The 24,971-nt window shown below is 71.0% G+C and carries 20 protein-coding genes; 12 read left to right on the plus strand and 8 right to left on the minus strand.

Annotated elements, in window-relative coordinates:
* The first annotated feature begins 154 nt into the window (after positions 1 to 154).
* From pdhA to CEK66_RS09595, 6 genes are all read left to right on the plus strand, one after another.
* Entirely contained in the window at positions 155 to 1,243 is a 1,089-nt protein-coding gene (pdhA, locus tag CEK66_RS09570; protein WP_017916506.1) for a pyruvate dehydrogenase (acetyl-transferring) E1 component subunit alpha, read from the plus strand.
* Positions 1,236 to 2,315 (plus strand): alpha-ketoacid dehydrogenase subunit beta, encoded by a 1,080-nt coding sequence (locus CEK66_RS09575; protein ID WP_017910227.1) that lies wholly within the window; start codon positions 1,236 to 1,238, stop codon positions 2,313 to 2,315. Before pdhA ends, CEK66_RS09575 begins: the two co-directional genes overlap by 8 nt.
* Position 2,316: 1 nt before the next feature.
* Entirely contained in the window at positions 2,317 to 2,667 is a 351-nt protein-coding gene (locus CEK66_RS09580) for an SH3 domain-containing protein (protein ID WP_152236758.1), read from the plus strand.
* Positions 2,664 to 4,103 (plus strand): dihydrolipoamide acetyltransferase family protein, encoded by a 1,440-nt coding sequence (locus tag CEK66_RS09585; protein ID WP_152236759.1) that lies wholly within the window; start codon positions 2,664 to 2,666, stop codon positions 4,101 to 4,103. Before CEK66_RS09580 ends, CEK66_RS09585 begins: the two co-directional genes overlap by 4 nt.
* Before the next feature lie 657 nt (positions 4,104 to 4,760).
* Positions 4,761 to 6,332: a M4 family metallopeptidase gene (locus CEK66_RS09590; protein WP_152236760.1), complete on the plus strand. Its 1,572-nt coding sequence runs from the start codon at positions 4,761 to 4,763 to the stop codon at positions 6,330 to 6,332.
* Between the two features lie 357 nt (positions 6,333 to 6,689).
* Positions 6,690 to 7,976: a DEAD/DEAH box helicase gene (locus CEK66_RS09595; protein WP_152236761.1), complete on the plus strand. Its 1,287-nt coding sequence runs from the start codon at positions 6,690 to 6,692 to the stop codon at positions 7,974 to 7,976.
* A gap of 43 nt (positions 7,977 to 8,019) precedes the next feature.
* Here CEK66_RS09595 and CEK66_RS09600 read toward each other — a convergent pair whose 3' ends face one another.
* On the minus strand, positions 8,020 to 8,349 hold the full coding sequence (locus CEK66_RS09600; protein WP_152236762.1) for a DUF6172 family protein: 330 nt from the start codon (positions 8,347 to 8,349) through the stop codon (positions 8,020 to 8,022).
* A gap of 165 nt (positions 8,350 to 8,514) precedes the next feature.
* On the opposite strand from CEK66_RS09600, the gene CEK66_RS09605 reads away from it, so the two are divergent.
* A complete protein-coding gene (locus CEK66_RS09605) occupies positions 8,515 to 9,276 on the plus strand; it encodes an SDR family oxidoreductase (protein WP_152236763.1) in 762 nt (253 codons plus the stop codon).
* A 73-nt stretch (positions 9,277 to 9,349) separates the two neighbouring features.
* On the opposite strand, the gene CEK66_RS09610 is transcribed toward CEK66_RS09605, so the two are convergent.
* Positions 9,350 to 9,982: an NAD-dependent dehydratase gene (locus tag CEK66_RS09610; protein WP_152236764.1), complete on the minus strand. Its 633-nt coding sequence runs from the start codon at positions 9,980 to 9,982 to the stop codon at positions 9,350 to 9,352.
* A gap of 359 nt (positions 9,983 to 10,341) precedes the next feature.
* On the opposite strand from CEK66_RS09610, the gene CEK66_RS09615 reads away from it, so the two are divergent.
* Together CEK66_RS09615 and CEK66_RS09620 are read left to right on the plus strand one after the other, a co-directional pair.
* Positions 10,342 to 11,268 (plus strand): carbohydrate kinase, encoded by a 927-nt coding sequence (locus tag CEK66_RS09615; RefSeq protein ID WP_152236765.1) that lies wholly within the window; start codon positions 10,342 to 10,344, stop codon positions 11,266 to 11,268.
* A gap of 91 nt (positions 11,269 to 11,359) precedes the next feature.
* Positions 11,360 to 11,860: an MgtC/SapB family protein gene (locus tag CEK66_RS09620; protein ID WP_017907901.1), complete on the plus strand. Its 501-nt coding sequence runs from the start codon at positions 11,360 to 11,362 to the stop codon at positions 11,858 to 11,860.
* On the opposite strand, the gene CEK66_RS09625 is transcribed toward CEK66_RS09620, so the two are convergent.
* Complete coding sequence (locus CEK66_RS09625) at positions 11,821 to 12,447, minus strand: ParB-like protein (protein WP_152236766.1); 627 nt, start codon at positions 12,445 to 12,447, stop codon at positions 11,821 to 11,823. The genes CEK66_RS09620 and CEK66_RS09625 overlap by 40 nt on opposite strands.
* Before the next feature lie 395 nt (positions 12,448 to 12,842).
* Here CEK66_RS09625 and CEK66_RS09630 point away from each other — a divergent pair, with 395 nt between their 5' ends.
* On the plus strand, positions 12,843 to 14,453 hold the full coding sequence (locus CEK66_RS09630) for a GGDEF domain-containing protein (RefSeq protein WP_152236767.1): 1,611 nt from the start codon (positions 12,843 to 12,845) through the stop codon (positions 14,451 to 14,453).
* 99 nt (positions 14,454 to 14,552) lie between these two features.
* Here the strand turns inward: CEK66_RS09630 and CEK66_RS09635 are convergent, their stop codons facing one another.
* Positions 14,553 to 15,455 (minus strand): DUF808 domain-containing protein, encoded by a 903-nt coding sequence (locus CEK66_RS09635; RefSeq protein WP_152236768.1) that lies wholly within the window; start codon positions 15,453 to 15,455, stop codon positions 14,553 to 14,555.
* Positions 15,456 to 15,595: 140 nt separating this feature from the next.
* Here CEK66_RS09635 and CEK66_RS09640 point away from each other — a divergent pair, with 140 nt between their 5' ends.
* Positions 15,596 to 17,221, plus strand: coding sequence for a dihydroxyacetone kinase subunit DhaK (locus CEK66_RS09640; protein ID WP_152236769.1), 1,626 nt, complete (start codon positions 15,596 to 15,598; stop codon positions 17,219 to 17,221).
* 205 nt (positions 17,222 to 17,426) lie between these two features.
* Here CEK66_RS09640 and CEK66_RS09645 read toward each other — a convergent pair whose 3' ends face one another.
* Together CEK66_RS09645 and CEK66_RS20350 are read right to left on the minus strand one after the other, a co-directional pair.
* Positions 17,427 to 18,596 carry a hypothetical protein gene (locus CEK66_RS09645; protein WP_152236770.1) on the minus strand — a complete coding sequence of 390 codons (1,170 nt, stop codon included), beginning with the start codon at positions 18,594 to 18,596 and terminating at the stop codon, positions 17,427 to 17,429.
* 91 nt (positions 18,597 to 18,687) lie between these two features.
* Complete coding sequence (locus CEK66_RS20350) at positions 18,688 to 18,828, minus strand: hypothetical protein (RefSeq protein ID WP_167336259.1); 141 nt, start codon at positions 18,826 to 18,828, stop codon at positions 18,688 to 18,690.
* A gap of 356 nt (positions 18,829 to 19,184) precedes the next feature.
* Between CEK66_RS20350 and CEK66_RS09650 the strand changes: the two genes are divergently transcribed.
* Positions 19,185 to 20,876 carry an AarF/UbiB family protein gene (locus tag CEK66_RS09650; protein ID WP_152236771.1) on the plus strand — a complete coding sequence of 564 codons (1,692 nt, stop codon included), beginning with the start codon at positions 19,185 to 19,187 and terminating at the stop codon, positions 20,874 to 20,876.
* 115 nt (positions 20,877 to 20,991) lie between these two features.
* On the opposite strand, the gene CEK66_RS09655 is transcribed toward CEK66_RS09650, so the two are convergent.
* Positions 20,992 to 23,370 (minus strand): DUF3772 domain-containing protein, encoded by a 2,379-nt coding sequence (locus tag CEK66_RS09655; RefSeq protein WP_152236778.1) that lies wholly within the window; start codon positions 23,368 to 23,370, stop codon positions 20,992 to 20,994.
* A gap of 232 nt (positions 23,371 to 23,602) precedes the next feature.
* A complete protein-coding gene (locus tag CEK66_RS09660; RefSeq protein WP_152236772.1) occupies positions 23,603 to 24,625 on the minus strand; it encodes an NAD(P)H-quinone oxidoreductase in 1,023 nt (340 codons plus the stop codon).
* Positions 24,626 to 24,971: the final 346 nt, after the last annotated feature.

Consider the following 24,971-nt stretch of genomic DNA (forward strand, 5'->3'; position numbering starts at 1 on the left):
ACCCAACGCCATCAATCGGCAACGCGGCGCGACCACGCTTTTCTTGTGCGATACGGCATCGCCGCGTGCTGCGGTGCACGACGGCTTTTGTGCACGGCTTCCTTAACATGCCGACTCATATCATTTGAAACTTGTTGTCGAGAGCGCCATCGCCATGAGCATCGCCGCCCAGTTCGAAATTGAGTTCCTGCAGTACCTCGACGCGGGCGGCCAGCCGGTCCGCGACGCGCTTCCGGCCGACTCGGCCAACCCGCAGACGCTGCTGGCGCTGTTCAAGCAGATGCTCTACGTGCGCACCTTCGACAGCAAGGCGGTGGCCCTGCAGCGCACCGGCAAGCTGGGCACCTACGCCTCCTGCCTGGGCCACGAGGCCACCCACATCGGCATCGGCGCGTCGATGCGCCGCGGCGACGTGCTGGCGCCCAGCTACCGCGAGTACGGCGCCATGTTCATGCGCGGCGTGCGCCCGCGCGAGATCCTGCTGTACTGGGGCGGCGACGAGCGCGGCAGCGACTTCCAGCGCGATTCCGACGCCGCCCGCGACTTCCCGATCTGCGTGCCGATCTCCACCCAGTGCCTGCACGCCGCCGGCGCCGCGCTGGCGTTCAAGCTGCGCGGCGAACCCCAGGTGGCGGTGGCCACCTGCGGCGACGGCGGCTCGTCCAAGACCGACTTCTACGCCGCGCTCAACTCCGCCGGCGCCTACCAGCTGCCGTTGATCCTGTGCGTGATCAACAACGGCTGGGCGATCTCGGTGCCGCGCAACGCGCAGACCGGCGCGCAGACGCTGGCGCAGAAGGGCCTGGCCGGCGGCCTGCACTGCCTGCAGGTGGACGGCAACGACCTGATCGCCGTGCTCGAAGCGATGCGCCAGGCGCGCGAGCGCGCGCTGGCTGGCCAGGGCGGCACGGTGATCGAGTTCATGACCTACCGCCTGTCCGACCACACCACCGCCGACGACGCGCGCCGCTACCGCGACGACGCCGAGGTCAAGCAGGCCTGGGAACGCGAGCCGCTGCTGCGCCTGCGCACCTGGCTGAGCGCGCAGGGCCTGTGGAGCGAGGAAGAGGAAGCCGCGTGGAAGCAGGAATGCGCGCGCCTGGCCGACATCGAACTCAACGCCTACCTGGAAACCCCGGTGCAGCCGGTGGAAGCCATGTTCGATTACCTGTACGCCGACCCGCCGCCGGACCTGCTCGCGCAGCGCGCCGAGGCCATCGCCCTGGAGCAGCGCCATGGATGAGTTGAGCCCCCGCCTCGCCGATCACACGGCCGCGCCTGCGGCCGGCACCGCCCACAGCGCCGCCACCGCGCGCGGAGACAGCCCGATGACCAGCACGCCCATTACCCTGATCGAAGCGGTGACCCAGGCGCTGGCCTGGGAACTGCAGCACGACCCGTCGGTGCTGGTGCTGGGCGAGGACGTGGGCGTCAACGGCGGCGTGTTCCGCGCCACCGCCGGCCTGCAGCAGCGCTTCGGCGCGCAGCGCGTGCTCGACACCCCGCTGGACGAGACCACCATCGCCGGGCTTAGCGTCGGCCTCGCCGCGCAGGGCATGAAGCCGGTGGCCGAGGCGCAGTTCGACGGCTTCGTCTATCCGATGGTCGATCACCTGATCTGCCACGCCGCGCGCCTGCGTACCCGTACGCGTGGCCGCTTGCACTGCCCGATGGTGCTGCGCGTGCCGTGGGGCGGCGGCATCCGCGCGCCGGAACACCACAGCGAAGCCAACGAAGCCATCTTCACCAACGTGCCGGGCCTGCGCGTGGTGCTGCCGTCCTCGCCGCAGCGCGCCTACGGCCTGCTGCTTGCGGCGATCCGCGAGCCGGATCCGGTGATCTACATGGAACCCAAGCGCATCTACCGGCAGTACAAGGAAGTGGTCGCCGACGATGGCGAGGCGCTGCCGCTGGACGTGTGCTTCGTGCTGCGCGACGGCACCGACGTGACCCTGGTCGCCTGGGGCGCGCAGGTCAAGGAAGCGCTGGAGGCCGCCGACCGGCTCGCCGCCGACGGCATCAGCGCCGAAGTGATCGACGTGGCCACGCTGCGCCCGCTGGACTTCGACACCATCGCCGAATCGGTGGCGCGCACCGGCCGCTGCGTGATCGTGCAGGAGGCCCCGCGCAGCGCCGGCTTCGGCGCCGAGATCGCCGCGCGCCTGGCCGAGCAGTCGATGTACGACCTGGTCGCGCCGGTGCAGCGCGTGACCGGCTACGACACCCACATCCCGCTGTTCCGGCTGGAAATGAAGTACCTGCCGAGCACCGACAAGATCGTCGCCGCGGCCAAGCGGGCGATGGCCGCGGGTTGATATGCAGGCACGTTTGATCAGCGATTACCGCGCCGCCTATCCGCATCCGATCCGCATCGCCGCCGGCGAGCGGGTCGCGCTGGGCGTGCGCGACGAGGAGTGGCCGGCGTTCGTCTGGATCACCGGCGCCGCCGGCAGCGCCGGCTGGGCGCCGCTGGCCTGGCTGCAGCCGACCGGCGACGGCCATGCCGTGGCGATGCGCGACTACGACGCGCGCGAACTCGATGCCGCGCAGGGCGACACCGTCGTCCTGCATCACGAATACGGCGACTGGTGGTGGGCCGAGCGCGCCGACGGCACGCAGGGCTGGCTGCCGGCACGCGACCTGGAACTGCTGGAAGAGACCACATGAGCCAAACCAAGAATTTCAATCTGCCCGACCTGGGCGAAGGCCTGCCCGACGCCACCATCGTCGAGTGGTTCGTCAAGGAAGGCGACACCATCCGGCTGGACGAGCCGCTGGTGTCGATGGAAACCGCCAAGGCGGTGGTCGAAGTGCCGTCGCCGGTCTCCGGCAAGGTGCTGAAGCTGGCCGGCGCGCCGGGCGACATCGTCGTGACCGGCAGCATGCTGGCGCAGTTCGCGCCCGACCCGAACCTGCCGCAGCGCGCCGAAGGCCAGGACACCGGCCATCACCATGGCGGCGCGGCACCAGCCGCGTCCGGCAAGGGTGCCGGCGCGGACACCGCTGCGGCCGATGACCGCGTGGTCGCCTCCGACGACGGCGGCGAACTGCACGACGCCGACAACGCGCAGTCCGCAGGCGAGCGCGACGATGCCGGCACCGTGGTCGGCGCGATGCAGAGCTCCAACACCGTGCACAGCGAGCAGGCCGTGTCGGTCGGCGGCGTACGCGCGATGCCGGCGGTACGCGCCCTGGCCAAGAAGCTGGGCGTGGACCTGGGCCGGGTGCGTGCCAGCGGCGCCGACGGCGCAGTCACCCTGGCCGACGTCAAGCAGGCCGCGGCCGATGGTTCGGCGAAAGCCGGCGCCGCTGCAGGAACGGCTTCGGCCGCGACTGCACGGAGCCCTGCCGTCGCGGCTGAAGCCGCTCCTGCGCCGGCCCGCACATCCCAAGCCGCACCTGCGCGCACCCCGCTCTCCGCCGCCGGCAAGCCGATGCGCACGCAGCCGCCGGGCGTGGCCGTGCAGGGCCAGCCCGAGCCGCTGAAAGGCGTGCGCCGCAACATGGCGCGGGTGATGGCCGAGGCGCAGCGCCAGGTGGTGCTGACCACGCTCAACGACGATGCCGACCTGCACGCATGGACGCCGGGCAACGACACCACCGGGCGCCTGGTGCGCGCGATCGTCGCCGCCTGCCAGGCGGTGCCGGCGCTCAACGCCTGGTTCGACGGCGAGGCGCTGACCCGCACCCTGCACGCGCACGTGGACATCGGCATCGCCGTGGACACCGACGACGGCCTGTTCGTGCCGGCCTTGCGCAACGCCGACATGCTCGATGCGCGCGGCGTGCGCGAAGGCATCAACCGCCTGCGCCAGCAGGTGGAGGCGCGCAGCATTCCGGCCTCGGAGCTGAGCGGCTACACCATCTCGCTGTCCAACTTCGGCATGTTCGCCGGCCGCTACGCCACCCCGATCGTGGTGCCGCCGTGCGTGGCCATCGTCGCCGCAGGCCGCGCCCGCCACCAGCTGGTGCCGGTGATGGGCGGCGTGGAGACGCACAAGATCCTGCCGCTGTCGCTGAGCTTCGACCACCGCGCCTGCACCGGCGGCGAAGCGGCGCGCTTCCTGCGCGCGATGATCGACGACCTGGCGCTGCCGGCCTGAGCGCCGGCCGCCTTGCAGATCAGCCAACCTGCCTGGTACCAGACGGTGCATCTGCTGCGCTGACGCAGTAGATGCACCGCCATGGTGGTATGCACCCCCATTGTGGGAGGGACTTCAGTCCCGACGCGACAAACAAAAAGCGGTGGGTCTCAAGCCTTTCTGCAGCGGATGCCACGCAGGTCACGTCACGGGGCATGTTCTCGGCGGTCTTCCAAAAATCGCGTATTCATTCCCCGAGCAACTCCAGCACAGCGCGTCGGGGCTGAAGCCCCTCCCACAGTGCAACGACCACGCACAACGGTCCGGTCTGGGATTGCCGCTATCGGCCGCTTCGACGCCTCGCTGCACCGAGCGAGCGACATCGCATCGCGCGCATAGGAACGTCCAGATTTCAGGCGTCATGCGGGGATGACACACCGATCTGCCGCGACGACGCATCCCGCATCACACCGGCGTGCAGCGCGCATTCGGTAGACACAAAATCCTGAACGCAACCTGTCTACCACGCGACGCGACGCCGCCGTTATGGTCGCTGCACAGGGGGAGGCACTGCGCCGATCGGCCGCACTGCCCTGAACGTCATGCCACGCACCGCGCCACGGCCGCTTCGCTGCCGCGTCGGCGCGTCCTTCCTTCTTGCGTTCGAGGATTCCGCTCATGACTCTGCCACGTCATCATCGTCCGTCGGTGCTGCTGCCCTCCCTGCTGCTCGCGCTCGCCGCCACCTCCGCCAGCGCCGCGCAACGCGTGGATCTTCACGCCAAGAATCCGGACACGCTCGGTACCCAGTACCGCAGCGCCGCCGCGCGCGTGGGCGGCATCCCGGCAGCACCCGCGGTCCGCCATGCCGAACTGATCGGGCTGGACGCCGAGTCCGCGCTGACCCTGCTCGGCAGCAGCGAAGATGCCGACGGCACCGTGCACCGCCGCTACCAGCAGACCTTCCGCGGCATTCCGGTGTGGGGCGAGCAAGTGATCGTCAGCGAGCGCGCCGACGGCAGCGTGCGCAGCCTGTTCGGCCGCTCGGTGGCTGGGCTGGCCAGCGAACTGCCGGCCACCGCCACCAACGCCGCCAGTGCCTCGCTGAGCGCCGCTGCCGCGCTGCGTGTGGCCCAGCGCGTCGCGCTGGGCGCCGCCCAGGCCGAGCGCCGCATCGAACGCGCGCAGGCGCCGCAGATGATCTATCTCGACGACAGCGACCGCGCGCACCTGGCCTACGTGGTGTCGTTCTTCGCCGATGCGCCGAACGGCGGCGCGCCGAGCCGGCCGTTCGTGATCGTGGATGCGCGCAGCGGCGCCATCCTCAAGCAGTGGGACGCGCTGACCACGCGCGACGCCACCGGCCCGGGCGGCAACGCCAAGACCGGCCAGTACGAGTACGGCAGCGACAGCATCCACGGCTTCCTGGAGGTGGACGACAACTGCCGCATGCAGAACAGCAACGTCAAGTCGGTGAACCTCAACGGCGGCAGCTCCGGCACCACCGCGTACCAGTTCACCTGCCCGCGCAACACCTACAAGGCCATCAACGGCGCCTACTCGCCGATCAACGACGCGCACTACTTCGGCGGCGTGATCGAGAAGATGTACCGCAGCTACGTCGGCGTGGCGCCGCTGACCTTCCAGCTGGTGATGCGCGTGCATTACGGCACGCGCTACGAGAACGCCTTCTGGAACGGTTCGACGATGAACTTCGGCGACGGCAACACGCGGTTCTATCCGCTGGTCAGCGCGGATGTCGCCGGCCACGAGGTCTCGCACGGCTTCACCGAGCAGCATTCCAACCTCACCTATTCCGGCCAGTCCGGCGGCATCAACGAGGCGTTCTCGGACATGGCCGGCGAGGCCACCGAGTACTACCTCAAGGGCACGAACGACTTCAAGGTCGGCACCGAGATCTTCAAGGCCAACGGTGCGCTGCGCTACATGGCCAACCCGACCCAGGACGGCAGCTCGATCGACAACGCCGCCAACTACCGCAGCGGCCTGGACGTGCATTACTCCTCGGGCGTCTACAACAAGGCGTTCTACACCCTGGCCACCACTTCCGGCTGGAACACGCGCAGCGCCTTCGAAGTGTTCGCCCGCGCCAACCAGCTGTACTGGACGCCCAGCACCAGCTTCAACAGCGGCGCCTGCGGCGTGCAGACCGCCGCGAGCGACCTGAGCCGCTCGGTGACCGCAGTGCGCAATGCCTTCGCCGCGGTCGGCGTCAGCTGCCCGCAGTAACCTGCCCACTCGCGCACGGCCATCCACATGGATGGCCGTGCGTTGCAGTTGGGGATTGGCGATTGGCGATTGGCAACAGGTGCCCTAGCCGATCGTCGCGTAGGAGCGGCGCTTGTCCCCTTTTCGGGATCAGCCGCGACGGGCGAAGTGGCGTGCTCTCCGATGCCGCAATGCGTCGGGACTGAAGTCCCTCCCACAGTGCACCCGGCGAGCTCGCCGCACGCCCTCGTGGAAGCGGCTCTTGTCCCCTTTTCGGGATCAGCCGCGACGCGCGATCGCCAAAACGTCACGACGGAAGCCGCTCCTGCGCCGGGTCGGCGATACTGTGTGGTCTCTCCCGCGCCCTGCCCGCCTCCGATGCCGTTCGCTTCCCTCGGTCTGTCGCCCGCGCTGTATCCCGCCTTCGCCGCCGCGCTCGCGCGCGTCGGCTGGCAGACACCCACGCCGATCCAGCAGCAGGCCGTACCGCTCGTCGTCGCCGGCCACGATCTGCTGGCCATGGCGCAGACCGGTTCCGGCAAGACCGCGGCGTTCGCGCTGCCGTTGCTGCAGACCTGCGCGCAGGCGGCCAGGCCGGCGCGCTCCACCCGCGTGCTGGTGCTGGTGCCGACCCGCGAACTGGCGGTGCAGGTCGCCGACACCTTCGTCGCGCTGGGCCTGGAATTGCCGCGGCGGCCGCGGGTGGTGGTGGCGGTCGGCGGCGTCTCGATCAATCCGCAGATGCTGGCGCTGCGCGGCGGCGCCGACGTGGTGGTGGCCACGCCCGGGCGCCTGCTGGATCTGTTGGCGCAGCGCGCGCTGCAACTGGACGCGGTGGCGCACCTGGTGCTGGACGAGGCCGACCGCCTGCTCGACCTGGGCTTCGGCGCCGAACTGGAGCGGCTACTGCACCTGTTGCCGCCGACGCGGCAGACCCTGTTGTTCTCGGCCACCCTGCCAGCCCCGATCGCGGCGCTGGCCACGCGCCTGCTGCGCGCGCCGCGACGCATCGGCGACGCCGCCGACGCCGCCCCGATCCCGGCGACGCTGCGCCAGCGCGCGATCGAGGTCGACGACGGGCGTCGCCTGGCGTTGCTGCAGCATTTGCTGGAACAGGAAGCATGGCCACGCGCACTGGTGTTCGTGGCCAGCCGGCGCAGCACCGAGCAGGTCGCCACGGCACTGAGCAAGGCCGGCATCGCCGCGCAACCGCTGCACGGCGACCTCGCCCAGGGCCGGCGTCAGCGCACGCTGGAGGCGTTCCGCCAGCAGCAACTGCGCGTGCTGGTGACCACCGACCTGGCCGCGCGCGGCATCGACATCGCCGCGCTGCCGGTGGTGGTGAACTACGACCTGCCGCGTTCCACCGCGGACTACACCCATCGCATCGGCCGCAGCGCGCGCGCCGGCGCCGAGGGCCAGGCGCTGAGCTTCGTCGACGCGGCCAGTGCGGCGCATCTGCGCCTGATCGAAAAGCGGCAAGGCGTGCGCGTGCCGCGCGAACGCATTCCCGGCTTCGAGCCGAAGCAAGCGCCAACCCCGGCCGCCGCACCGTCCACGGAGGCGGCCGCCTCCACCGGCGGCATCAAGGGCAAGCGACCGAGCAAGAAGGACAGGCTGCGCGCGGCGCGTGCGCAGGACGGGGAGCCGCCCGCGAGCGGCTGAGCGGCGCGGCACGACCCCGATACGCGGGTGCGCCGGATCGCGCTCAGTCCTCGAAGGGATCGTGCTCGCTTTCGCCCTGCACGCCCTTGGCCCGCGGCGGCCGCGTGCACGCGCGGCTGCGGATCTCCACGTAGAACTGCTCGCCGCCGGCGGCGACCAGCGCGTCGACCGCACGCAGCAGTTCGGCCGGCGGCAGCACCGCGGCGGTGGCTTCCTCGGTGCCGAACAGGGTGTCGAAATCCCAGTAGTCCGCACCGGCCGGCAAGGTCTTGCGGCGCTCGCGGCGGATGTACTTGCGGATGTCGTGCTTGGCGGCGTCGAGCAGGCGGTCGGGATGCTTGCCTTCGATGCGGAGCCGGTAGGTCTTCTTCACTGCGGGAAATCCTGGAAAGGGAATGCGGCGGTCATCGCAGGGCGACGGCGCGGCGGGCGCACCGACGGACGGCGCGTACGACGGCCGCCATGGTGCCAGAAGCGGCCACGCGCTGCGGATTGCGCGGATAATCGGCGCACGCCCCACGGCACGCAGGAGCCACCGATGACCGATCCGTCCGCTTTCGCGGGATACCGCGTGCTCGTCGCCGGCGCCAGCCGCGGGATCGGCCTGGCGATCGCCGATGCCTTCGCCCGCCATGGCGCCGCAGTGGCGATCTGCGCGCGCAGTCCCGCGCCGCTGGCCGACGCCGCCGCGCAGCTGCAGCGCCACGGCCACCTGGTCGCGGCGCAGTGCTGCGATCTGGCCGACGCCGCGCAGATCCAGACCTGGGTGGCCCAGGCCGCGGACGCACTGGGTGGCATCGACGTGATGATCAACAACGCCTCCGGCTACGGCCATGGCGACGACGATGCGAGCTGGCAGGCCGGCTTCGACATCGACCTGATGGCCGCGGTGCGCTGCAACCGCGCCGCGTTGCCGCAGCTGCGCGGCAGTGGTCGCGGCTGCATCCTCAACATCAGCTCGATCAACGGCCTGCGGCCGACGCCGCGGGTGCCGGCGTACTCGGCGGCGAAGGCGGCGCTGAACTATTACACGACCACCCTGGCGACGCAGCTGGCGCGCGAGCGGATCCGGGTCAATGCGATCGCACCCGGTTCCATCGAGTTCCCCGGCGGCCTGTGGGAGCAGCGCCGCCAGCAGCAGCCTGAGCTGTACCGGCAGATCCGCGCCAGCATTCCGTTCGGCGCCTTCGGCGCGATCGACGACGTCGCCAACGCGGCGCTGTTCCTGGCCTCGCCGCAGGCGCGCTGGATCACAGGCCAGGTACTGGCGGTGGACGGTGGACAGTCGCTGGGCGCCTGAAGTGCGTCGCGAGCGCGATGCTGCGCTCGCGCGCACTCTCCCATCCCGAATCCCCACTCCCCAATCCCCGCTCCTAAGCCAACTGCGCCGCCTCGATCACCTGCACGCCCGGGCGCGGCCGCAGCGCGGCATCGACCAGCGCCGCGGCGATGCGTCCGGCCGGATTGATCCGGTAGCGCCGCGGCAGCAACGGCCCGAGCGCACGCAACACCACGCTGGCGGCATGCTCGCCGCGGCGGCGTTGCGCACGCTCGCCGCCGATTAGGCCAGGCCGCACCAGGGTCAGCGAGTGAAAGCCGAGCGCGCGCAGGTCGTGTTCCAGGTCGCCCTTGACCCGGTTGTAGAACGCCCAGGACCGCGGATTCGCGCCCAGCGCGGAGTTCAGCGCGAAGGCCTCGGTGCCGTGCTGGCGCAGCAGGCGCGCGATCGCCAGCGGATAGTCGTGATCGACCCGGCGGAATGCCGCGCGCGAGCCGGCCTGGCGCATCGTGGTGCCGAGCGCGCAGATCGCCCCCTGCACTTGCCACCACGGCGCCTGCACCGGCAGCGCGTCGAAGTCGAGCACCGGGTTGAGCAGCTTGGGATGGGTCATGGCCAGCGCGCGCCGGGTCGGCGCGATCACCGCGCTGCAGGCCGGCTCGGCCAGCAACTGGGTCAGCGCGTGGCCGCCAACCAGGCCGGTGGCGCCGGCGAGCAGGATTTTCATGGGAACGGCCTTGGTGTTGGCTGGGATGGGGCGACTATCGCAGGGGTGGTGGCAAGGTGCTGTCTGGGATGTTTGCGGCGGGCGTGGGCCATGAGGCGCTGCGCGCTCGTACCCTCACCCCAACCCCTCTCCCGGGGGGAGAGGGGCTTCAGCTGTTCCCTTCTCCCATCGGGACCATGGCCCCCTTTTCGGGGGAAGGTGCCCCGCAGGGGCGGATGAGGGTACGGCGGCCCAGCCAGGCGCCCATCCCACATGGCAGCCCGGCAGTCCGCCCCCCGGTCGCCGCGCCGCAGCAGGTACGCCACAATAGCCGCCCCATCGCGCCGGCCGGCGCGCTGCAACCTATGAGGAGCGGTTCGATGTTCGTGGTGTGCGGAGAGGCCTTGTACGACATCTTCATCGACGGCTACGCCGGCACCTCGGTCGCGATGACCGCGCGCCAGGGCGGTTCGCCGTTCAACGTGGCGATCGGCCTGGCCCGCCTGGGCGCGCCGTCGGCGCTGTTCACCGGCCTGTCCACCGATCCGCTGGGCCGCCAGCTGCGTGCCACCCTCGAAGGCGAAGGCGTGGCCCTGGACTACTGCATCGACAAGCGCGAGGCCACCACCCTGGTGATGGTCGCGCTGGACGCGAGCGGCGTGCCCAATTACGCCTTCTACGGCACCGGCTGCGCCGACCGCGCGCTGACCGAGGCCGACCTGCCCACGCTGGACGCGCGCGTCGGCGGCCTGCATTTCGGCTCCTACACCCTGGTCGCCGAGACCACCGCCAGCACCTTCCAGGCGCTGGCCGAGCGCGAGCGCGGGCAGCGGCTGATCTCGCTGGACCCGAACGTGCGGCCGACGGTGGAGCCGGACATGGCGGTGTGGCGCGCGCGGCTGGCGCGCTGGATCACGCTGGCGCACGTGGTCAAGGTCAGCCAGGAGGACATCGAGCTGCTGTATCCGCAGCAGGATCCGTTAGCCATCGCCCGCAGCTGGCTACAGCACGGGCCGTCGCTGGTGGTGATGACCCTGGGCGGCGACGGCGCGGTGGCCTGGCGCGGCGACAGCGAAGCGCGTGTGCCCGGCCGCGTGGTGCAGGTGGCCGACACCGTCGGCGCCGGCGACAGCTTCCAGGCCGCGCTGCTGCAGCAGTTGCCCGATCCGGCCGCGCTGGCGGCGCTGGGCAGCGAGCCCGCCGCGCTGGAGCGCCTGCTGCAGTTCTGCGTGGCCGCCGCGGCGATCAACTGCACCCGTGCCGGCGCCAACCCGCCCAGCCTGGACGACGTCCGCGCCGCGCTCTGACGTCGGCCGACGGCATGCACGCGGCGCCCGCGGCCGGCTTGCCTATGATGGGCCGGCCGCCCGCGGCGACACATCCACCGGGAGACCTGCCTTGACCGACCTGTCCGAGATCGCCGTGCGCCTGGGGATCGCCGCCCTCGCCGGCGCGGCGATCGGGTTGAACCGCGACCTGCACGGCAAGCCGATCGGCATCCGCACGCTGGGCCTGGTCGGCCTGGCCACCGCGATGGTGGTGCTGCTGGCCGACCCGCTCGGCAAGGGCGGCTTCACCGATGCCGGCAGCCGCGTCATCCAGGGCATCCTCACCGGCATCGGTTTCCTCGGCGCCGGCGTCATCTATCACACACAGAAACATGTGCGGGTGCATGGCCTGACCAGCGCCGCCTGTGTCTGGCTCACCGCCTGCGTCGGCATCATGTGCGGCGCCGGCCAGTGGCAGATCGTGGCCGTGTCGCTGGCCATCGCCTTCGTCATCCTGCTGTTCGGCGGCCGCGTCGAACGCGCCCTGCACGCACTCCTGGGCGGCAGGCCGGCGCATGACGCCACGCCGGATCAGTCGTCGGACAGCGGCCCGCACCAGCCCGGCAAATAGCTCGCCTCCTTGCTCTTGGCGAGCGCGAGCGCGGTCTCCATGGAACGGGCGAAATCCTCCTTGACGTCGCGGCGCCGCAGCCGGCGGCGGAACAGGTCGGCCCACAGGAATTCGCTGAAGGGCGTGGTGTCCTTGGCGTAGCCGCCGGCGCGGCGGACCTCGCCGGCGAGGCTGCGGTAGGGATCGTCCTTCAGGTCGGCGATGGAGGTGGGCATGTCCTTGAACGGGCGGCGCTCGCCCTTGGCGTCGTAGGGATAGGCCCAGCGGCGATGATCCAGCACGCTCCACAGCGCGGCCTTGTCGACCATGCTGAGGTCGGCGATCACCGTGACCAGGATGTCCTTCACCCCTTCGTCTAGCAGCGCCCGCGCCAGATGGTGGTGATCGACCACGTAGTAGCGGCCATCCGGTCCCAGCACCACCGGGATCATGTGCGTGCCGAGCAGCTCTGCCTGCTTGTGCTTGGACGCGTGCGCGCGCCAGCGCTTGCGCTTCTCCTTCACCTCGCGCATGCCCACGGTCATCTGCGTGGGACGCAGGGACAGGATCGGAACGGGATGCAGCAGCGGTTCGCGGGGATCGGCCATGCTCAGTCTCCGTGGAAGTGTGCGCGCCGGCGGCAGGCGCGGCCGCCAGAGTGCCAGCGTCGTGCGCGTCTTGCACGGCGCCGCGGCACACGCTCCCCTCTCCCTCCGGGAGAGGGGCTGGGTGTGAGGGTGCGACGGCTAGGGAACCTCTTCCCCCAGACACCTCCCTAGCGAACCGCCCCCTCATCCGCCCCTCCGGGGCACCTTCCCCCGAAAAGGGGGCCATGGTCCCGAAGGGAGAAGGAAGCAAGGGGCCGGGGGTAAGGGTACGGCCGCCATGGAGTCCTCTTCACAGACACGACGTCCGCCGGCTCAAGCACGCGCCGCCAGCGCCGATATCCAGTTCCTGAGCGCCACCATCGGCGGCGCATTGACCTGGGGAGGAGCCGGCTGGCATGTCGGACCAACGCGACGAGCCGCCGATCAGCGGACTGCGCAAGCTGCTGTCGCCACGTCGGCGCGATCCCGCGCCGACGACGGCCGCGGGGCTGCCGGCGCGCGCGCAGGGCCACAGCCATGCGCACAAGCACGGCCCTGCGGCGCGGCCCGCGGAGGCGGCCACCGATCCGGCTGCCGCCACCGCCGCGCTGATCCGCCTGTTCCAGCAGGCGCACGAGCCGCAAGGCCTGCTCGGCGCCTTCGCCGACGGCATGGCCTCGCTGCACGGCGAATTGGGCGACATGGGTCGGCGCCTGCAGTCGGCGGCGAGCAGCGGCGACTGGCCCAGCTACGGCCGCGCACTGCGCCAGCTGATCGACAAGTACATCCGCACCATCGACGTCGACGACCCGCTGGCCGGGCCCAGCGACAGCGAACGCCTGCGCGACCTGCTGCGACAGACCGTGGCCGGCGCGCTGGCGGCGCTGCTGCACACCCTGCCCGAGCTCGCCGGCGAGGCCGAGGCCAGCGGCGAGGCGCTGCGCCAGTGGCGTCCCGGGCAGCCGCTGGAACCGGTGGCGCAACAGGTGCGTGAGCTGTGCCACCAGATCGCGTTGCGCGCCAGCGACGGCCAGGAGCAACAGGCGCTGTTGCTGAGCCTGTTCGACCTGTTGCTGGAGAACGTCGGCGAACTGCTCGACGACACCAGCTGGCTGCAGGGCCAGATCGCGGTGGTGCGCGACCTGATCGCCGGGCCGCTGGACCGCTACTCGATCGAGGAGGCGCGCGGCAGCCTGCGCGAGGTGATCTACAAACAGGGCCTGCTCAAGCAGGGCATCGCCGAATCCAAGGAGGCGATGAAGGAGCTGATGCTGAGCTTCGTCGCGGACCTGGACGGCATGGCCGCCAGCACCGGCGAATTCCACGACCGCATCGCCGACTACTCGCAGACCATCCGCGACGCGCGCAGCATCGCCGACCTCAACCGCCTGCTGCAGGAAGTGCTGCAGGACACCAGCCACGTGCAGGAGCAGGCGCTGCGCGCGCGCGATCACCTGATCGCCGCACGCCAGGAGGTGGAGGCGGCCGAGCAGCGCATCCTGCGCCTGGAGCAGGAACTGCAGGACGTCAGCGGCCTGGTGCGGGTCGACCAGCTCACCGGCGCACTCAACCGCCGCGGCCTGGACGACCTGTTCGTGCGCGAACTGGTGCGCACCGAGCGCAGCGCGCAGCCACTGTGCGTGGCGATGCTGGACCTGGACGATTTCCGCAAGCTCAACGAGACCTACGGCCACCCCGGCGGCGACAGCGCGCTGCGTCACCTGGTGGAAGTGGCGCGCACCACCTTGCGCGCCAGCGATGCCATCGCCCGCTTCGGTGGCGAGGAGTTCGTGCTGCTGATGCCGGACTGCACGATCTTCGAGGCCAGTGCGGCGGTGACCCGGGTGCAGCGCGCGCTGGCCCAGCGCGCGGTGGTGCACGAAGACCAGCGCGTGTTCGTCAGCTTCAGCGCCGGCGTCGCCCTGCGCCAACCCGGCGAAGCGCAGGACGCGCTGATCCGCCGCGCCGACCGTGCGCTGTACGAGGCCAAGAAGGCCGGCAAGAATCGGGTGGTGTCGGCCGACTAGCTGGCGCCGGCGTGGCCGGCGCGGGATTGGGGAGTCGGGATTGGGGATTCGCAAAAGCGGGAATGCGCGCCGCTGTTACGAATCCCGAATCTCCAATCCCTAATCCCTGTCCCGCACATTTTTGACGCCCAGCACCACCGCAAGCACCACTGCACCGGCCACGATACCCACCACCGCATTGCCCACCGCAAGCACCAGGCTGCCCAGGCCGCCGGTCGGTGCGATCGCCTGGATGGCGTGGTGCAGCGGGCCGATGCTGTGCACCAGGATGCCGCCGCCGACCAGGAACATCGCCGCGGTGCCGGCGATCGACAGCGTGCGCATCAGCCACGGCGCCAGCCACAGGATGCCGCGGCCGATCGTCGCGGCGGCGGCGCCCTTGCGGCTCAGGTACAGGCCCAGGTCGTCGAGCTTGACGATGCCGGCGACCAGTCCGTAGACGCCGGCGGTCATCGCCAGCGCGATCGCCACCAGCACCGCGAGTTGCTGCACGAACGGCACGCCGGCGACCACGCCCAGCGACAGCACGATGATCTCCGCCGAGAGGATGAAGTCGGTGCGGATCGCGCCCTTGACCTTGTCCTTCTCCAGCGCGACCACGTCCACCTGCTGGTCAGCCAGCGCCTGCACCTGCTGCGCGTGACGTGCCACGTCCTCTTCCTTCGAATGCAGGAAACGGTGCGCCAGTTTCTCCACGCCCTCGAAGCACAGGAACGCGCCGCCGATCATCATCAGCGGGGTGATCGCCCACGGCAGCCAGGCGCTGATCGCCAGCGCCGCCGGCACCAGGATCGCCTTGTTGAGCAGCGAGCCCTTGGCCACCGCCCATACCACCGGCAGTTCGCGGTCGGCGTTCACCCCGGTCACCTGCTGCGCGTTCAGCGCCAGGTCGTCGCCGAGCACGCCGGCGGTCTTCTTGGCCGCGACCTTGGTCAGGATCGACACGTCGTCGAGCAGGGTGGCGATGTCGTCGAGCAGGGTGAACAGGCTGGCGCCGGCCATGCGGGGATTCCATTCGGGATGAGCGGCGATTCTCGCCGATTCCGCCGACCAGGTGCGTGAGCAGGCCGGCCTCAACCGCGCGTAACGCCGGCCCGGCTATCGTGCGCCACACCGACGCACGGCCTGCACAGGACACCCGCATGGACCAGTTCCTCACCGCCCCCCGCGCCATCGTCGACGACGTGCTCGCGGCCGCGGCCATGCTGCAACCGCTGCGGCTGTCCGAGACCGACAGCGGCACCCGCATCGTGCTGCAGGCCGCGCGCGATCCGCGCCAGGTCGCGGTGCTGTCCGGCGGCGGCGCCGGGCACGAGCCGGCGCATGCCGGCTTCGTCGGCCCGGGCATGCTCAGCGGCGCCATCGCCGGCGACCTGTTCGCCTCGCCCGGGGTGGAGGCGGTGCTGGCGGCGATCCGCGCCTGCGCCGACGCGCCCGGCGTACTGCTGGTGATCAAGAACTACACCGGCGACCGGCTCAACTTCGGCCTGGCCGCCGAGCGCGCCCGTGCCGAGGGCATCGACGTGGCCAGCGTACTGGTCGCCGACGACATTGCCCTGCCCGACGCGGCGCAGCCACGCGGCATCGCCGGCACGGTGCTGGTGCACAAGTACGTGGGCCACCTGGCGCGCGAGGGCGTGCCGCTGGCCGAACTGGCGCAGCGCGGCCAAGCCTTCGCCGACCGCCTGCTGTCGCTGGGCATGGCGCTGTCCAGTTGCAGCGTACCCGGCCAGCAGGTCGGCCGCCGCGCGCCGGAACTGGGCCTGGGCATCCACAACGAGCCGGGCGCGCGGCCGGTGCAGCCCGGCACGGTGGAAGAGGCGTTGGCGCTGGTGCTGGACCCGCTGCTGGCGCAGGCCGATGCGCGCCTGGGCGCCGACGCGCCGCTGGTGCTGATGCTCAACGACCTCGGCGGCTGCTCGACGCAGGAACTGGGCGTGCTGACGCGGCTGGCACTGCAGCGCATCGGTGTCGAGCGGGTCGCGCTGATGCCGGTGCCGGCAGCGCTGATGACCTCGATGGACATGCACGGCTTCTCGATCACCCTCGCCCCGGCCGACGCCGACGTGCTCGCCGCACTGCAGGCGCCGGTGCAGACCCTGGGCTGGCCAGGCGTGCGTGTGCCGCATGCGGTGCAGACCTTTGCGCCGGCACTGAAGCGCGACGACAGCCACCGCGATGGCGCGCGCGATGCGCAGTGCGCAGCGGCCCTGGGCCGGGTGGCGCAAGCCCTGATCGCCGCGCAGGCCGAGCTGGACGCGCTGGACGCGCGTAGCGGCGATGGCGACGCCGGCAGCACCTTCGCTGCCGGCGCGCGCGCCCTGCGGCAGGCGCTGGACACCGATGCGCTGGCCACCGGCGACGCCGCCGCACTGGCGCGCGGCCTGGCGGCGACGATCGAACACAGCATGGGCGGCTCCAGCGGCGTGCTGCTGTCGATCCTGTTCACCACCGCTGCCGGTGCGCTGGCGGACGGCCGCGACTGGGTGCAGGCGCTGCAGGCCGGCGTGGCGCGGATGCAGCACTACGGCGGCGCGCAACGCGGCGACCGCACCCTGCTCGATGCGCTGCTGCCGGCACTGGACGCCCTGGCGCAGGGCGCCGACGTGGAGGCCGCCGCGCGCGCCGCCCGCGCAGGCGCCGATGCCACCGCACAGCTCACCCGCGCCGGCGCCGGCCGCGCAGCCGCGGTGCCCGCGGACGCCTTACGTGGCGTGATCGATCCCGGCGCCGAAGCGGTGGCGCGGGCGTTCGCGGCGTGGCGGTGAAGCGGCCGGTCGGGTCGGCCGATGCGGTGCGAGGCAGCTATGGGTCAATCGGGACGGCAGGCGTGTTCGGAAACGCCTGTCGCGGCTGAAGCCGCTCGTACAAGGCTTGCGGCGAGCTGTCCGAGCGCACTGTGGGAGGGACTTCAGTCCCGACGCGCGCAAGCCAAAATCGCCAGTTGCTTCGGAGCAACGCCCCGTCGCCCCCCTACTCCGCCGACGCCGCGTCCAGCACCTGCGCCACCGCCTGCAACGAGCCATGCACCGAACCGGACTGCAGCGCCAGCGGCTGGGTCTTGCCGCGCACCACCACCTCCATTCGCTGCGGCACGCCCTGCGCGTTGCCGACGATGCGGTAGGTGGTGTCGCCACGCGCGAAGCTGAGCACGTGGCCATCGGCGTCGTAGTCCATGGCTTCACGTTCGGCATCCGGATACAGCAGGTCCACCCGCTGCTGCGCGCCGATCGCCGCATAGAACGGCTTGCTGCTGCCGCCGTCGCCGACATTGGCGAACACCACGATGCGCTTGCCGGCCGGCGCCAGGCGGAATTCGAGCAGGATCCTGCGCTCGCCCGCGGTGGTGCCGCCCTGCTCGTACCACAGGTAGTGGGTGTCGGCCACGCGCTTGCCGGCACGGTCGCGGTACACCGTCTCCTGCGCCAGGCCAGGCCCCTCGCTGCGCGCATCCTCCACCACCTCGCGCTCCAGCAGCGGCGCGCCGTCGCGTACCGAATACGTCGCGTACTGGTGCCAGCAACAGCCATCCTTGGTCATGGTGTGGATCTCGCGGGCCTTGGCATCCACCTGGAACAGGCCGCAGTTGCTCTGCGCCAGTTCGGTGAAGCCGGGGCTGGCCTCGAATCCGTCGGCGGTGCCCAGGTACACCTGGTAGGACGGGCCGTGATAGCAGCTGTTCTGCCCGTCCATCACCGCCAGGTCCTTGATCCCGTCGAAATTGAAATCGTCGTAGATCAGCACGCTCTGCTCGCCGTACGGCAGTTCGTGCACGTTGGCCTTGACCTTGCCGCTCTTCGCATCGGTGTCCACCACCAGCTCCGGCGAGGCCACCTCGAGCAGCGGCGTGGCATTGCCGCGGGCGAACACGCGCACGATGCCGGGACGGAACACCTCGCCGCTGTCCTCGATCTCCAAGGTGGCGCGGTAGCGATCGGAGAAGTCCTGCAGGTCGTAACGGCGGTGCGTGCTGGCGGCGAAGGCCTTGGCGTCGAAGTCGTCGCCGGCATACCGCTGGGTCTGCGTCGCGGCGGTCGCGGTCGCGGTCGCGGTCGACGACAACAGCACAAGCAGCAAGGCCAGGCGTGTACGCGCCGACAGCACACGGGCATGGCCAACGGCATGCGAGACGATGAAGGACATGGTGGCGTTCCTGGCGACGGGCAACGGAGGCCAAGGGTAAGGCCGGCCGCGGTGCCCGAAAAGGGGAGGCAGGACGCCTGACCTCGGCGCGTCAGAACAGCGCGCGTGCCAGCGCCCGCAGCGCCGTGCGCGCCTCGGTGGCGATGCCGCCGCCGTCCTCGCCCAGCCAGGCCGCCACGAGCAGCACCACGACCGCCCCAGCCGCCAGCAGCGCGAGCCGACGCCACCTCATCGGTCGAGAGCCCTGCCGAACAGGCAAGGTGCCGGTGCAGCACGTCGCGTGGCTGGCGTCATCTGCCATCGGTCGACGCACCACGACCGTCCGTTGCATCCCTGCCCGCTCACCGCCATCGCCACTCACCCTGCTGCACTGCGCGCTGTTCTCTGGCTCTCGTTGCAGGGCAGGATACGCCGTGGGTGCGTCGTCCCAGCAACGGCCGCCGCCGGGCTGGCCGACAGCGCCGTCGCCGACCTTGCCGCCGGCACCACGCCCGAGCACCTGCGATCCACGACGCGCAGCGGGATTCACCACGCGACGACCCGGCCGTCGCCACACTCGATCGCGCCCATCCTTGCCCGGAGCCCACCTTGAGCGCGACGCCCGACGCTGCGGCCACCCCGCACGTGATCGGCGGCCTCAGCCGCCGCACCCAGATCCTGCGCCTGCTGCTGCGCTACCGCAGCTCCGGGGTGTTTTCCGGCATGGACATGGACACCGCCCAGGGCGAGCACGAGCTGCCGCCGGAAGGTACGCCCGAACAGTTCGTCACCGACCTGGAGGCGCTCGGCCCGACCTTCGTCAAGCTCGGGCAGATGCTGTCCACGCGCCCGGACGTGGTGCCGCCGGAGTTCGCCACTGCCCTGGAGCGGATGCAGGAGAACACCACGCCGATTCCGAGCGAACGCATCCGCGAGATCGTCGAGGCCGAGCTGGGCGTCGGCATCAACAAGGCCTTCTCCGCCTTCGACGACACCCCGCTGGGCAGCGCCTCGCTGGCGCAGGTGCACCGCGCCGCGCTGCGCGACGGCACCCCGGTGGCGATCAAGGTGCAGAAGCCCGAGGTCGCCGCGCAGGTGCGCGCGGACCTGGAGGTGCTGCGCAGCTTCGCCAGCGCCGCCGACAAGCTGACCGGGCTGGGCCGGCGCATCCGCTTCGCCGACTGGCTGGCCGAGTTCGGCAAGGCGCTGCTGGCCGAACTGAACTACGAGGCCGAGGCCGAGAACCTGGCGCGCTTCGGCGAGCACCTGCGGCCGTTCCCGCAGCTGTGGGTGCCGCAGCCGGTGTGGGACCTGAGCAGCCGCCGCGTGCTGACCATGCAGCTGGCCGAAGGCGTGCGCGTGGACAAGATCTCCGGGCTGCGCCGCACCGAGCAGCCGATGGACGACCTGGCCGCGGCGCTGGTGCGCGGCTACCTGGACCAGATGTTCGTGCACGGCGAGATCCACGCCGATCCGCATCCGGGCAACCTGCGCGTGCTCGCCGACGGACGCCTGGCGATCTTCGACCTGGGCATGGTCGCGCACGTGCCGCCGAAGCTGCGCGAGCGCCTGCTCAAGCTGCTGTTCGCCGCGGTCGACGGCCGCGGCGAGGAAGTGGCCGAGGAAACCATCGCACTGAGCACGCGCCTGGAGGACTTCGACGAGGAGCGCTACCAGCGCGAGACCGGGCAGATGATCGCCCGCTACGCGGCGCACGATGCGATGTCCGAAGGCCGGGTGGTGCTGGACCTGGTGCGCATCGCCACCGCCTACGGGCTGCGCACGCCGCCGGAGCTGAGCCTGCTCGGCAAGACCCTGCTCAACCTGGAAGCGGTGTGCCGGGCGCTGTCGCCGCACCTGGACACGCGCGTGGTGGTCGAGGACCAGTTGCAGCACGTGATGCGCGCGCGCCTGAAGAAGTCGCTGTCGGCGGCCAACCTGGCCAGCGAGGCGATGGAACTGCAGGCGCTGCTGCGCGAAGGCCCGCGCCGCATCTCCGACATCCTCACCCTGGCCGCGGAGAACCGCCTGCAGGTGCGCGTGGCCGGGCTGGAGGAATCGCGGCTGATGGAGAGCCTGCAGAAGATCGCCAACCGCGTCGCCGCCGGCATCGTCACCGCCGCGCTGATCCTGGCCTCCACGCAGATGATGCGCATCGACACCGGCAGCAAGCTGTTCGGCTACCCGGCGATCGCGATGGTGCTGTTCCTGCTCGGCGTGATTCTGGGCCTGGGCATCGTGGTCAGCGCCGTGCTGTTCGACCGACGCATCCGCGCGCGCGAGGAGCGCGGGAGGCGCTAAAAGCTGGGAGTGGGGAATCGGGAATGGGGAATCGCAGGAGCGGCTTCAGCTGCGACCTGCAGCACCGGTAGCTGGCGGCCAAAGTCGCTTCGCGCTCCACCACTCCCCGATCCGGCTACTCCTGCGGATCGCGTAAAAGCTTCACTTCCTGCGGCGACTCCAGGGCGATGCCCTCCTCGGCCAGGCGCTGCAGCAGGGCGAAGAACAGTTCGCTGCGGGTGCCGTAGGTCAGCCGCGGCGAGGCCACGTAGGCGAAGCTGTTGAGGGTGACGTGGCCGTTGGCGATGGAGTCGATGAACACCGAAGGCGCCGGGTCGTCCAGCACGCCCGGGTGCGCCGCGTACAGCTCCAGCAGCAACGCGCGCAGCTTGCCGACGTCGGTACTCAGCGACACCGCGAACTGGATCTGCACCCGCCCCAGCGGCCCGGCCAGGGTCATGTTGCGCAGGGTCTTGGTGATCAGTTCGGAGTTGGGCACGATCAGGGTGGAGCGGTCGCCGACCTGGATCTCGGTGGCGCGCACGCTGATCCGGCGCACGTCGCCCTCCTGGTCGCCGATCTTGATCCAGTCGCCGATCTTGACCGGGCGCTCGGCGAGCAGGATCAGGCCGGACACGAAGTTCTGGGTGATCGACTGCAGGCCGAAACCGATACCGACCGACAGCGCGCTGACCACCAGCGCGATCCGCTCCAGGCCGATGCCCAGCGCGGCCAGCGCCCACAACGCCGCCAGGATGATGCCGACATAGCGCGCCACCGTGCTGATCGAGTTGCGCGAGCCGTCGTCCAGTTCGGTCTTGGGCAGGTAGGTCTGGGTCAGCCAGCGATGCAGGTACTGCATGACGCCCAGACCGAGCAGCAGCACCAGCACCGCGCGGGCGATCGCGCCCGGATACACCACCACCTTGTCGCTGAGGCGGATGCCATCGGACAGCAGCGAGAACCAGTCCGAGACGATCGAGACGTTGGTGCCGAACGGCATCAACAGCGCGCCGACGCCGATCAGCAACAGCACCACCCGTATCAGTGCCGAGGTCAGCACCCCGGCCTGCTCCAGGCTGCTCGAACGCACACCGAACGCGCCATTGGCGGCGCGGCCGATGCGGCCTTCGCTGGCGAACAGCCACAACGCGAAGTCGTCGGCGAAGGTCATCAGCAGGCGGATCGCGCCGACGATCATGGTGATCCAGATGATCTGCCGGGTGATGAACAGGCCCAGGTGCAGATAGCCCAGCAGCGCCGCCAGCAGCGCCACCACCACCGCGACCTTGACCAGCACGCCGATCAACGCCAGCGCGCCGCCGTGCTGCCCGGGCGGCGGCGGTTGCGCATTGGCCAGGGCCTGCGCCGCCGCTTCGGCGTACTGGCGCCGGCGCAGCCGCGACAGGCTGGTCAGGGTGGCCAGGATCAGCACGCCGTAGACCAGCGCGATCACCCCGTCGGCGGCGACGGTGGCCGAGTCGCTGGTGCGCGCAGCCTGGTTGATCACCAGCAGCATGCTGCTGAGCCAGGCCAGCGCCGCGGTGGCCCAGGTGTACTTGCGCAGGCGTCGCGCGGTGGCGTCGTCGATCGGGAACAGCCGCCAGCTCGGCTGGTTCGGCAGCAGCACGCTGGCGCCGAGCGAGCCCATGAAGGCCGCGGCGAAGCTGACCACCACGAAGCCGTTGAGTACCGCGTCCAGGCGCTCCGGCACCGCATCGATGCTGCGCAGCGCCTCGGCCAGGGCCAGTGCGGCCAGGCCCGGGGTCAACGTGCCCAGCAGCAGGAACCAGATCGCCAGACCCGACCGGCGCAGGCGGCTGCCCGGCGCGCGCGACACCGCATAGCGCTTGCCCAGCCAGCGCAGCAGGTAGCGCAGCGGGAACAGCAGGATCAGCGCGATGGCGATGCCGACGCCAAGCGCGCCGCTGCCATGCTCGGCGATCGCGTCCTGCAGCGACTGCATGCCGAGCGTGTACAGCGCCAGCAGCTTGGCCTGGTCGTCGGGGAAATCGGCGGCGATCTGCTTCCACAGCGCCGGCGACAGCGGCGACGGCGAACGCAGCGACAGCTCCTGGCTGAAATGCTCGGCGCGCGCGCGTTCGATCTCGTCGGCCAGCTGCCGCGCCTCCACCACCATCAGCTTGCCGCGCTTGACCCCCGAGTCCAGGCTGTCGCGCTGCTTGGTCAGCGCCTTGCGCTGCGCGGCGATGTCGGGCGAGTCGCCGGTGGCGGCGGGGCCGAGCTGCTGCAGGCGTGCCTCCACCTGGGCCAGCTGCGGCGCCAGGGCGTCGACCGCGGTCTGCGCATCGTTGGAGGCGTCGGAGACCTGCGTGACCAGGTCCTGGAAGGCGGCCTGGTTGCCTGCATCCACTTCCTTGCCGCGCGCGTCCTTCAGCGACTTTGCGGCGTTGTCCAGCAGGGTCTGCGGGTCGGGCGGCGCGTCGGCGGCGTCCTGCGGCTGGGCCGACGCCACCGCCGCGCACAGCCACAACAGCAGCAGGGCGTAACGCAACAGGGAAGAGGACGACGCGGAACGGGGCAGCAGGCGCACGCAGGGACCGGCACAGGCAAGCGCGGACCACCGCGCGTGCGGCGCACTATACGGCGCGGTGCTTGAACCAGGCCAGCGGCGGGCGCGGGCACGCGTGCCGTGTGGGCGCACCGGTGCCTGCGCCGGCTGCCTGTCGCGACCGAAGCGCGCCGCTCCTACGACGGCAGACGGGTCGCCACGACCGATACCCGGTTCACCGCGCGTCCGTCGTCAGCACGATCTTGCCGATATGCGCGCTGGATTCCATCAGCGCATGCGCCTGCGCCGCCTCCTGCAGCGGGAAGCAGCGGTCCACCTGCGGCTTGATGCGACCCTCTGCCAACAACGGCCACACCTGCTGCTCCAGTTCCCGCGCGATCGCCGCCTTTTCCATCACCGAGCGCGGACGCAGGGTCGAGCCGGTATGGGTCAGCCGCTTGGCCAGCAGCGGCATCAGGTCCAGTTCGCGCACCTTGCCCTGCTGGATGCCGATCTGCACGATGCGCCCGTCCAGCGCCGCGGCCTGGTAGTTGCGCGCCAGGTAGTCGCCGCCGATCAGGTCCACGATCACGTCGGCGCCGCGGCCCTCGGTCAGGCGCATGGTCTCGGCGACGAAGTCCTCCTCGCGATACAGGATCGCCGCCTCTGCGCCCAGCGCCAGGCTGGCGGCGCGCTTGTCGGCCGAGCCGACGGTACTGATCACCCGCGCGCCGAAGGCCCGCCCGAGCAGCGTGGCCACGCTGCCGATGCCGGAGGTACCGCCGTGCACCAGCAGGGTCTCGCCGGACTGCAGGCGGCCGCGCTGGAACACGTTGGTCCACACGGTGAAGAAGGTTTCCGGCACCGCCGCGGCCTCGGTCAGGCTCAGCGCCGCCGGCACCGGCAGGGCGTTGCGCTCGTGCACCACCGCGTATTCGGCATAACCGCCGCCGGCGACCAGCGCGCAGACCTGATCGCCCAACCGGTAGCGCTCCACGCCCTCGCCCAGGCCGACCACCTCGCCGGCGAACTCCAGCCCCGGCAGCGGCGAGGCGCCCGGCGGCGGCGGATAGCTGCCCTGGCGCTGCATCACGTCGGGACGGTTGACGCCGGCCGCAGCCACGCGCACCAGCAGTTCGCCGCGCCCAGGGTGCGGCAGCGGCACGCGCACCGGCACCAGCACCTCGGGCGCACCGGGCTGGCGGATCTCGATCGCGGTCATGGTGTCGGGCAACGCGGCGGCGTGGGTCGGGGACATGGCGGGGTCCTGGCAAGGAGCGCGGCGCACGCAGGCGCAGGCGCGTGGGGGAACCGCGATGATCGACCTTCCGCGCTGAGGGGTCCGTGACGGCGGGCGATGTTCGCGATGAAGTGCACGAAAGACCTGCCTGGTCCTCTCAGGCCGTCTGCAGTCGGGACTGAAGTCCCTCCCGCAGTGCATCCGGCGGGCTCGCCGCACGCCCCTGTGGGAGCGACTTCAGTCGCGACGCGCGTGACGATGACCGCCAGTCACTTCCACCGCCAACGGTGTCGAGGCGTAACGCTCCGCTCACGCAAGCGCTCAAGGTAGGCGGCGCCTACTCGCCCACTGACGCCGCCTGCGC

It is taken from the genome of Xanthomonas sp. LMG 12460 (assembly GCF_009192895.1).
Lineage (GTDB): Bacteria > Pseudomonadota > Gammaproteobacteria > Xanthomonadales > Xanthomonadaceae > Xanthomonas_A > Xanthomonas_A sontii.

What these genes read in the sequence shown, in the direction of transcription:
- CEK66_RS20350 (WP_167336259.1), bottom strand. Translation starts at nt 18,828, where the DNA reads ATGAGGTGGCGTCGGCTCGCGCTGCTGGCGGCTGGGGCGGTCGTGGTG.
- CEK66_RS09610 (WP_152236764.1), bottom strand. Translation starts at nt 9,982, where the DNA reads ATGAAAATCCTGCTCGCCGGCGCCACCGGCCTGGTTGGCGGCCACGCG.
- CEK66_RS09590 (WP_152236760.1), top strand. Translation starts at nt 4,761, where the DNA reads ATGACTCTGCCACGTCATCATCGTCCGTCGGTGCTGCTGCCCTCCCTG.
- CEK66_RS09605 (WP_152236763.1), top strand. Translation starts at nt 8,515, where the DNA reads ATGACCGATCCGTCCGCTTTCGCGGGATACCGCGTGCTCGTCGCCGGC.
- CEK66_RS09640 (WP_152236769.1), top strand. Translation starts at nt 15,596, where the DNA reads ATGGACCAGTTCCTCACCGCCCCCCGCGCCATCGTCGACGACGTGCTC.
- CEK66_RS09585 (WP_152236759.1), top strand. Translation starts at nt 2,664, where the DNA reads ATGAGCCAAACCAAGAATTTCAATCTGCCCGACCTGGGCGAAGGCCTG.
- pdhA (WP_017916506.1), top strand. Translation starts at nt 155, where the DNA reads ATGAGCATCGCCGCCCAGTTCGAAATTGAGTTCCTGCAGTACCTCGAC.
- CEK66_RS09645 (WP_152236770.1), bottom strand. Translation starts at nt 18,596, where the DNA reads ATGTCCTTCATCGTCTCGCATGCCGTTGGCCATGCCCGTGTGCTGTCG.
- CEK66_RS09615 (WP_152236765.1), top strand. Translation starts at nt 10,342, where the DNA reads ATGTTCGTGGTGTGCGGAGAGGCCTTGTACGACATCTTCATCGACGGC.
- CEK66_RS09635 (WP_152236768.1), bottom strand. Translation starts at nt 15,455, where the DNA reads ATGGCCGGCGCCAGCCTGTTCACCCTGCTCGACGACATCGCCACCCTG.
- CEK66_RS09630 (WP_152236767.1), top strand. Translation starts at nt 12,843, where the DNA reads ATGTCGGACCAACGCGACGAGCCGCCGATCAGCGGACTGCGCAAGCTG.
- CEK66_RS09580 (WP_152236758.1), top strand. Translation starts at nt 2,317, where the DNA reads ATGCAGGCACGTTTGATCAGCGATTACCGCGCCGCCTATCCGCATCCG.
- CEK66_RS09595 (WP_152236761.1), top strand. Translation starts at nt 6,690, where the DNA reads ATGCCGTTCGCTTCCCTCGGTCTGTCGCCCGCGCTGTATCCCGCCTTC.
- CEK66_RS09625 (WP_152236766.1), bottom strand. Translation starts at nt 12,447, where the DNA reads ATGGCCGATCCCCGCGAACCGCTGCTGCATCCCGTTCCGATCCTGTCC.
- CEK66_RS09575 (WP_017910227.1), top strand. Translation starts at nt 1,236, where the DNA reads ATGGATGAGTTGAGCCCCCGCCTCGCCGATCACACGGCCGCGCCTGCG.
- CEK66_RS09660 (WP_152236772.1), bottom strand. Translation starts at nt 24,625, where the DNA reads ATGTCCCCGACCCACGCCGCCGCGTTGCCCGACACCATGACCGCGATC.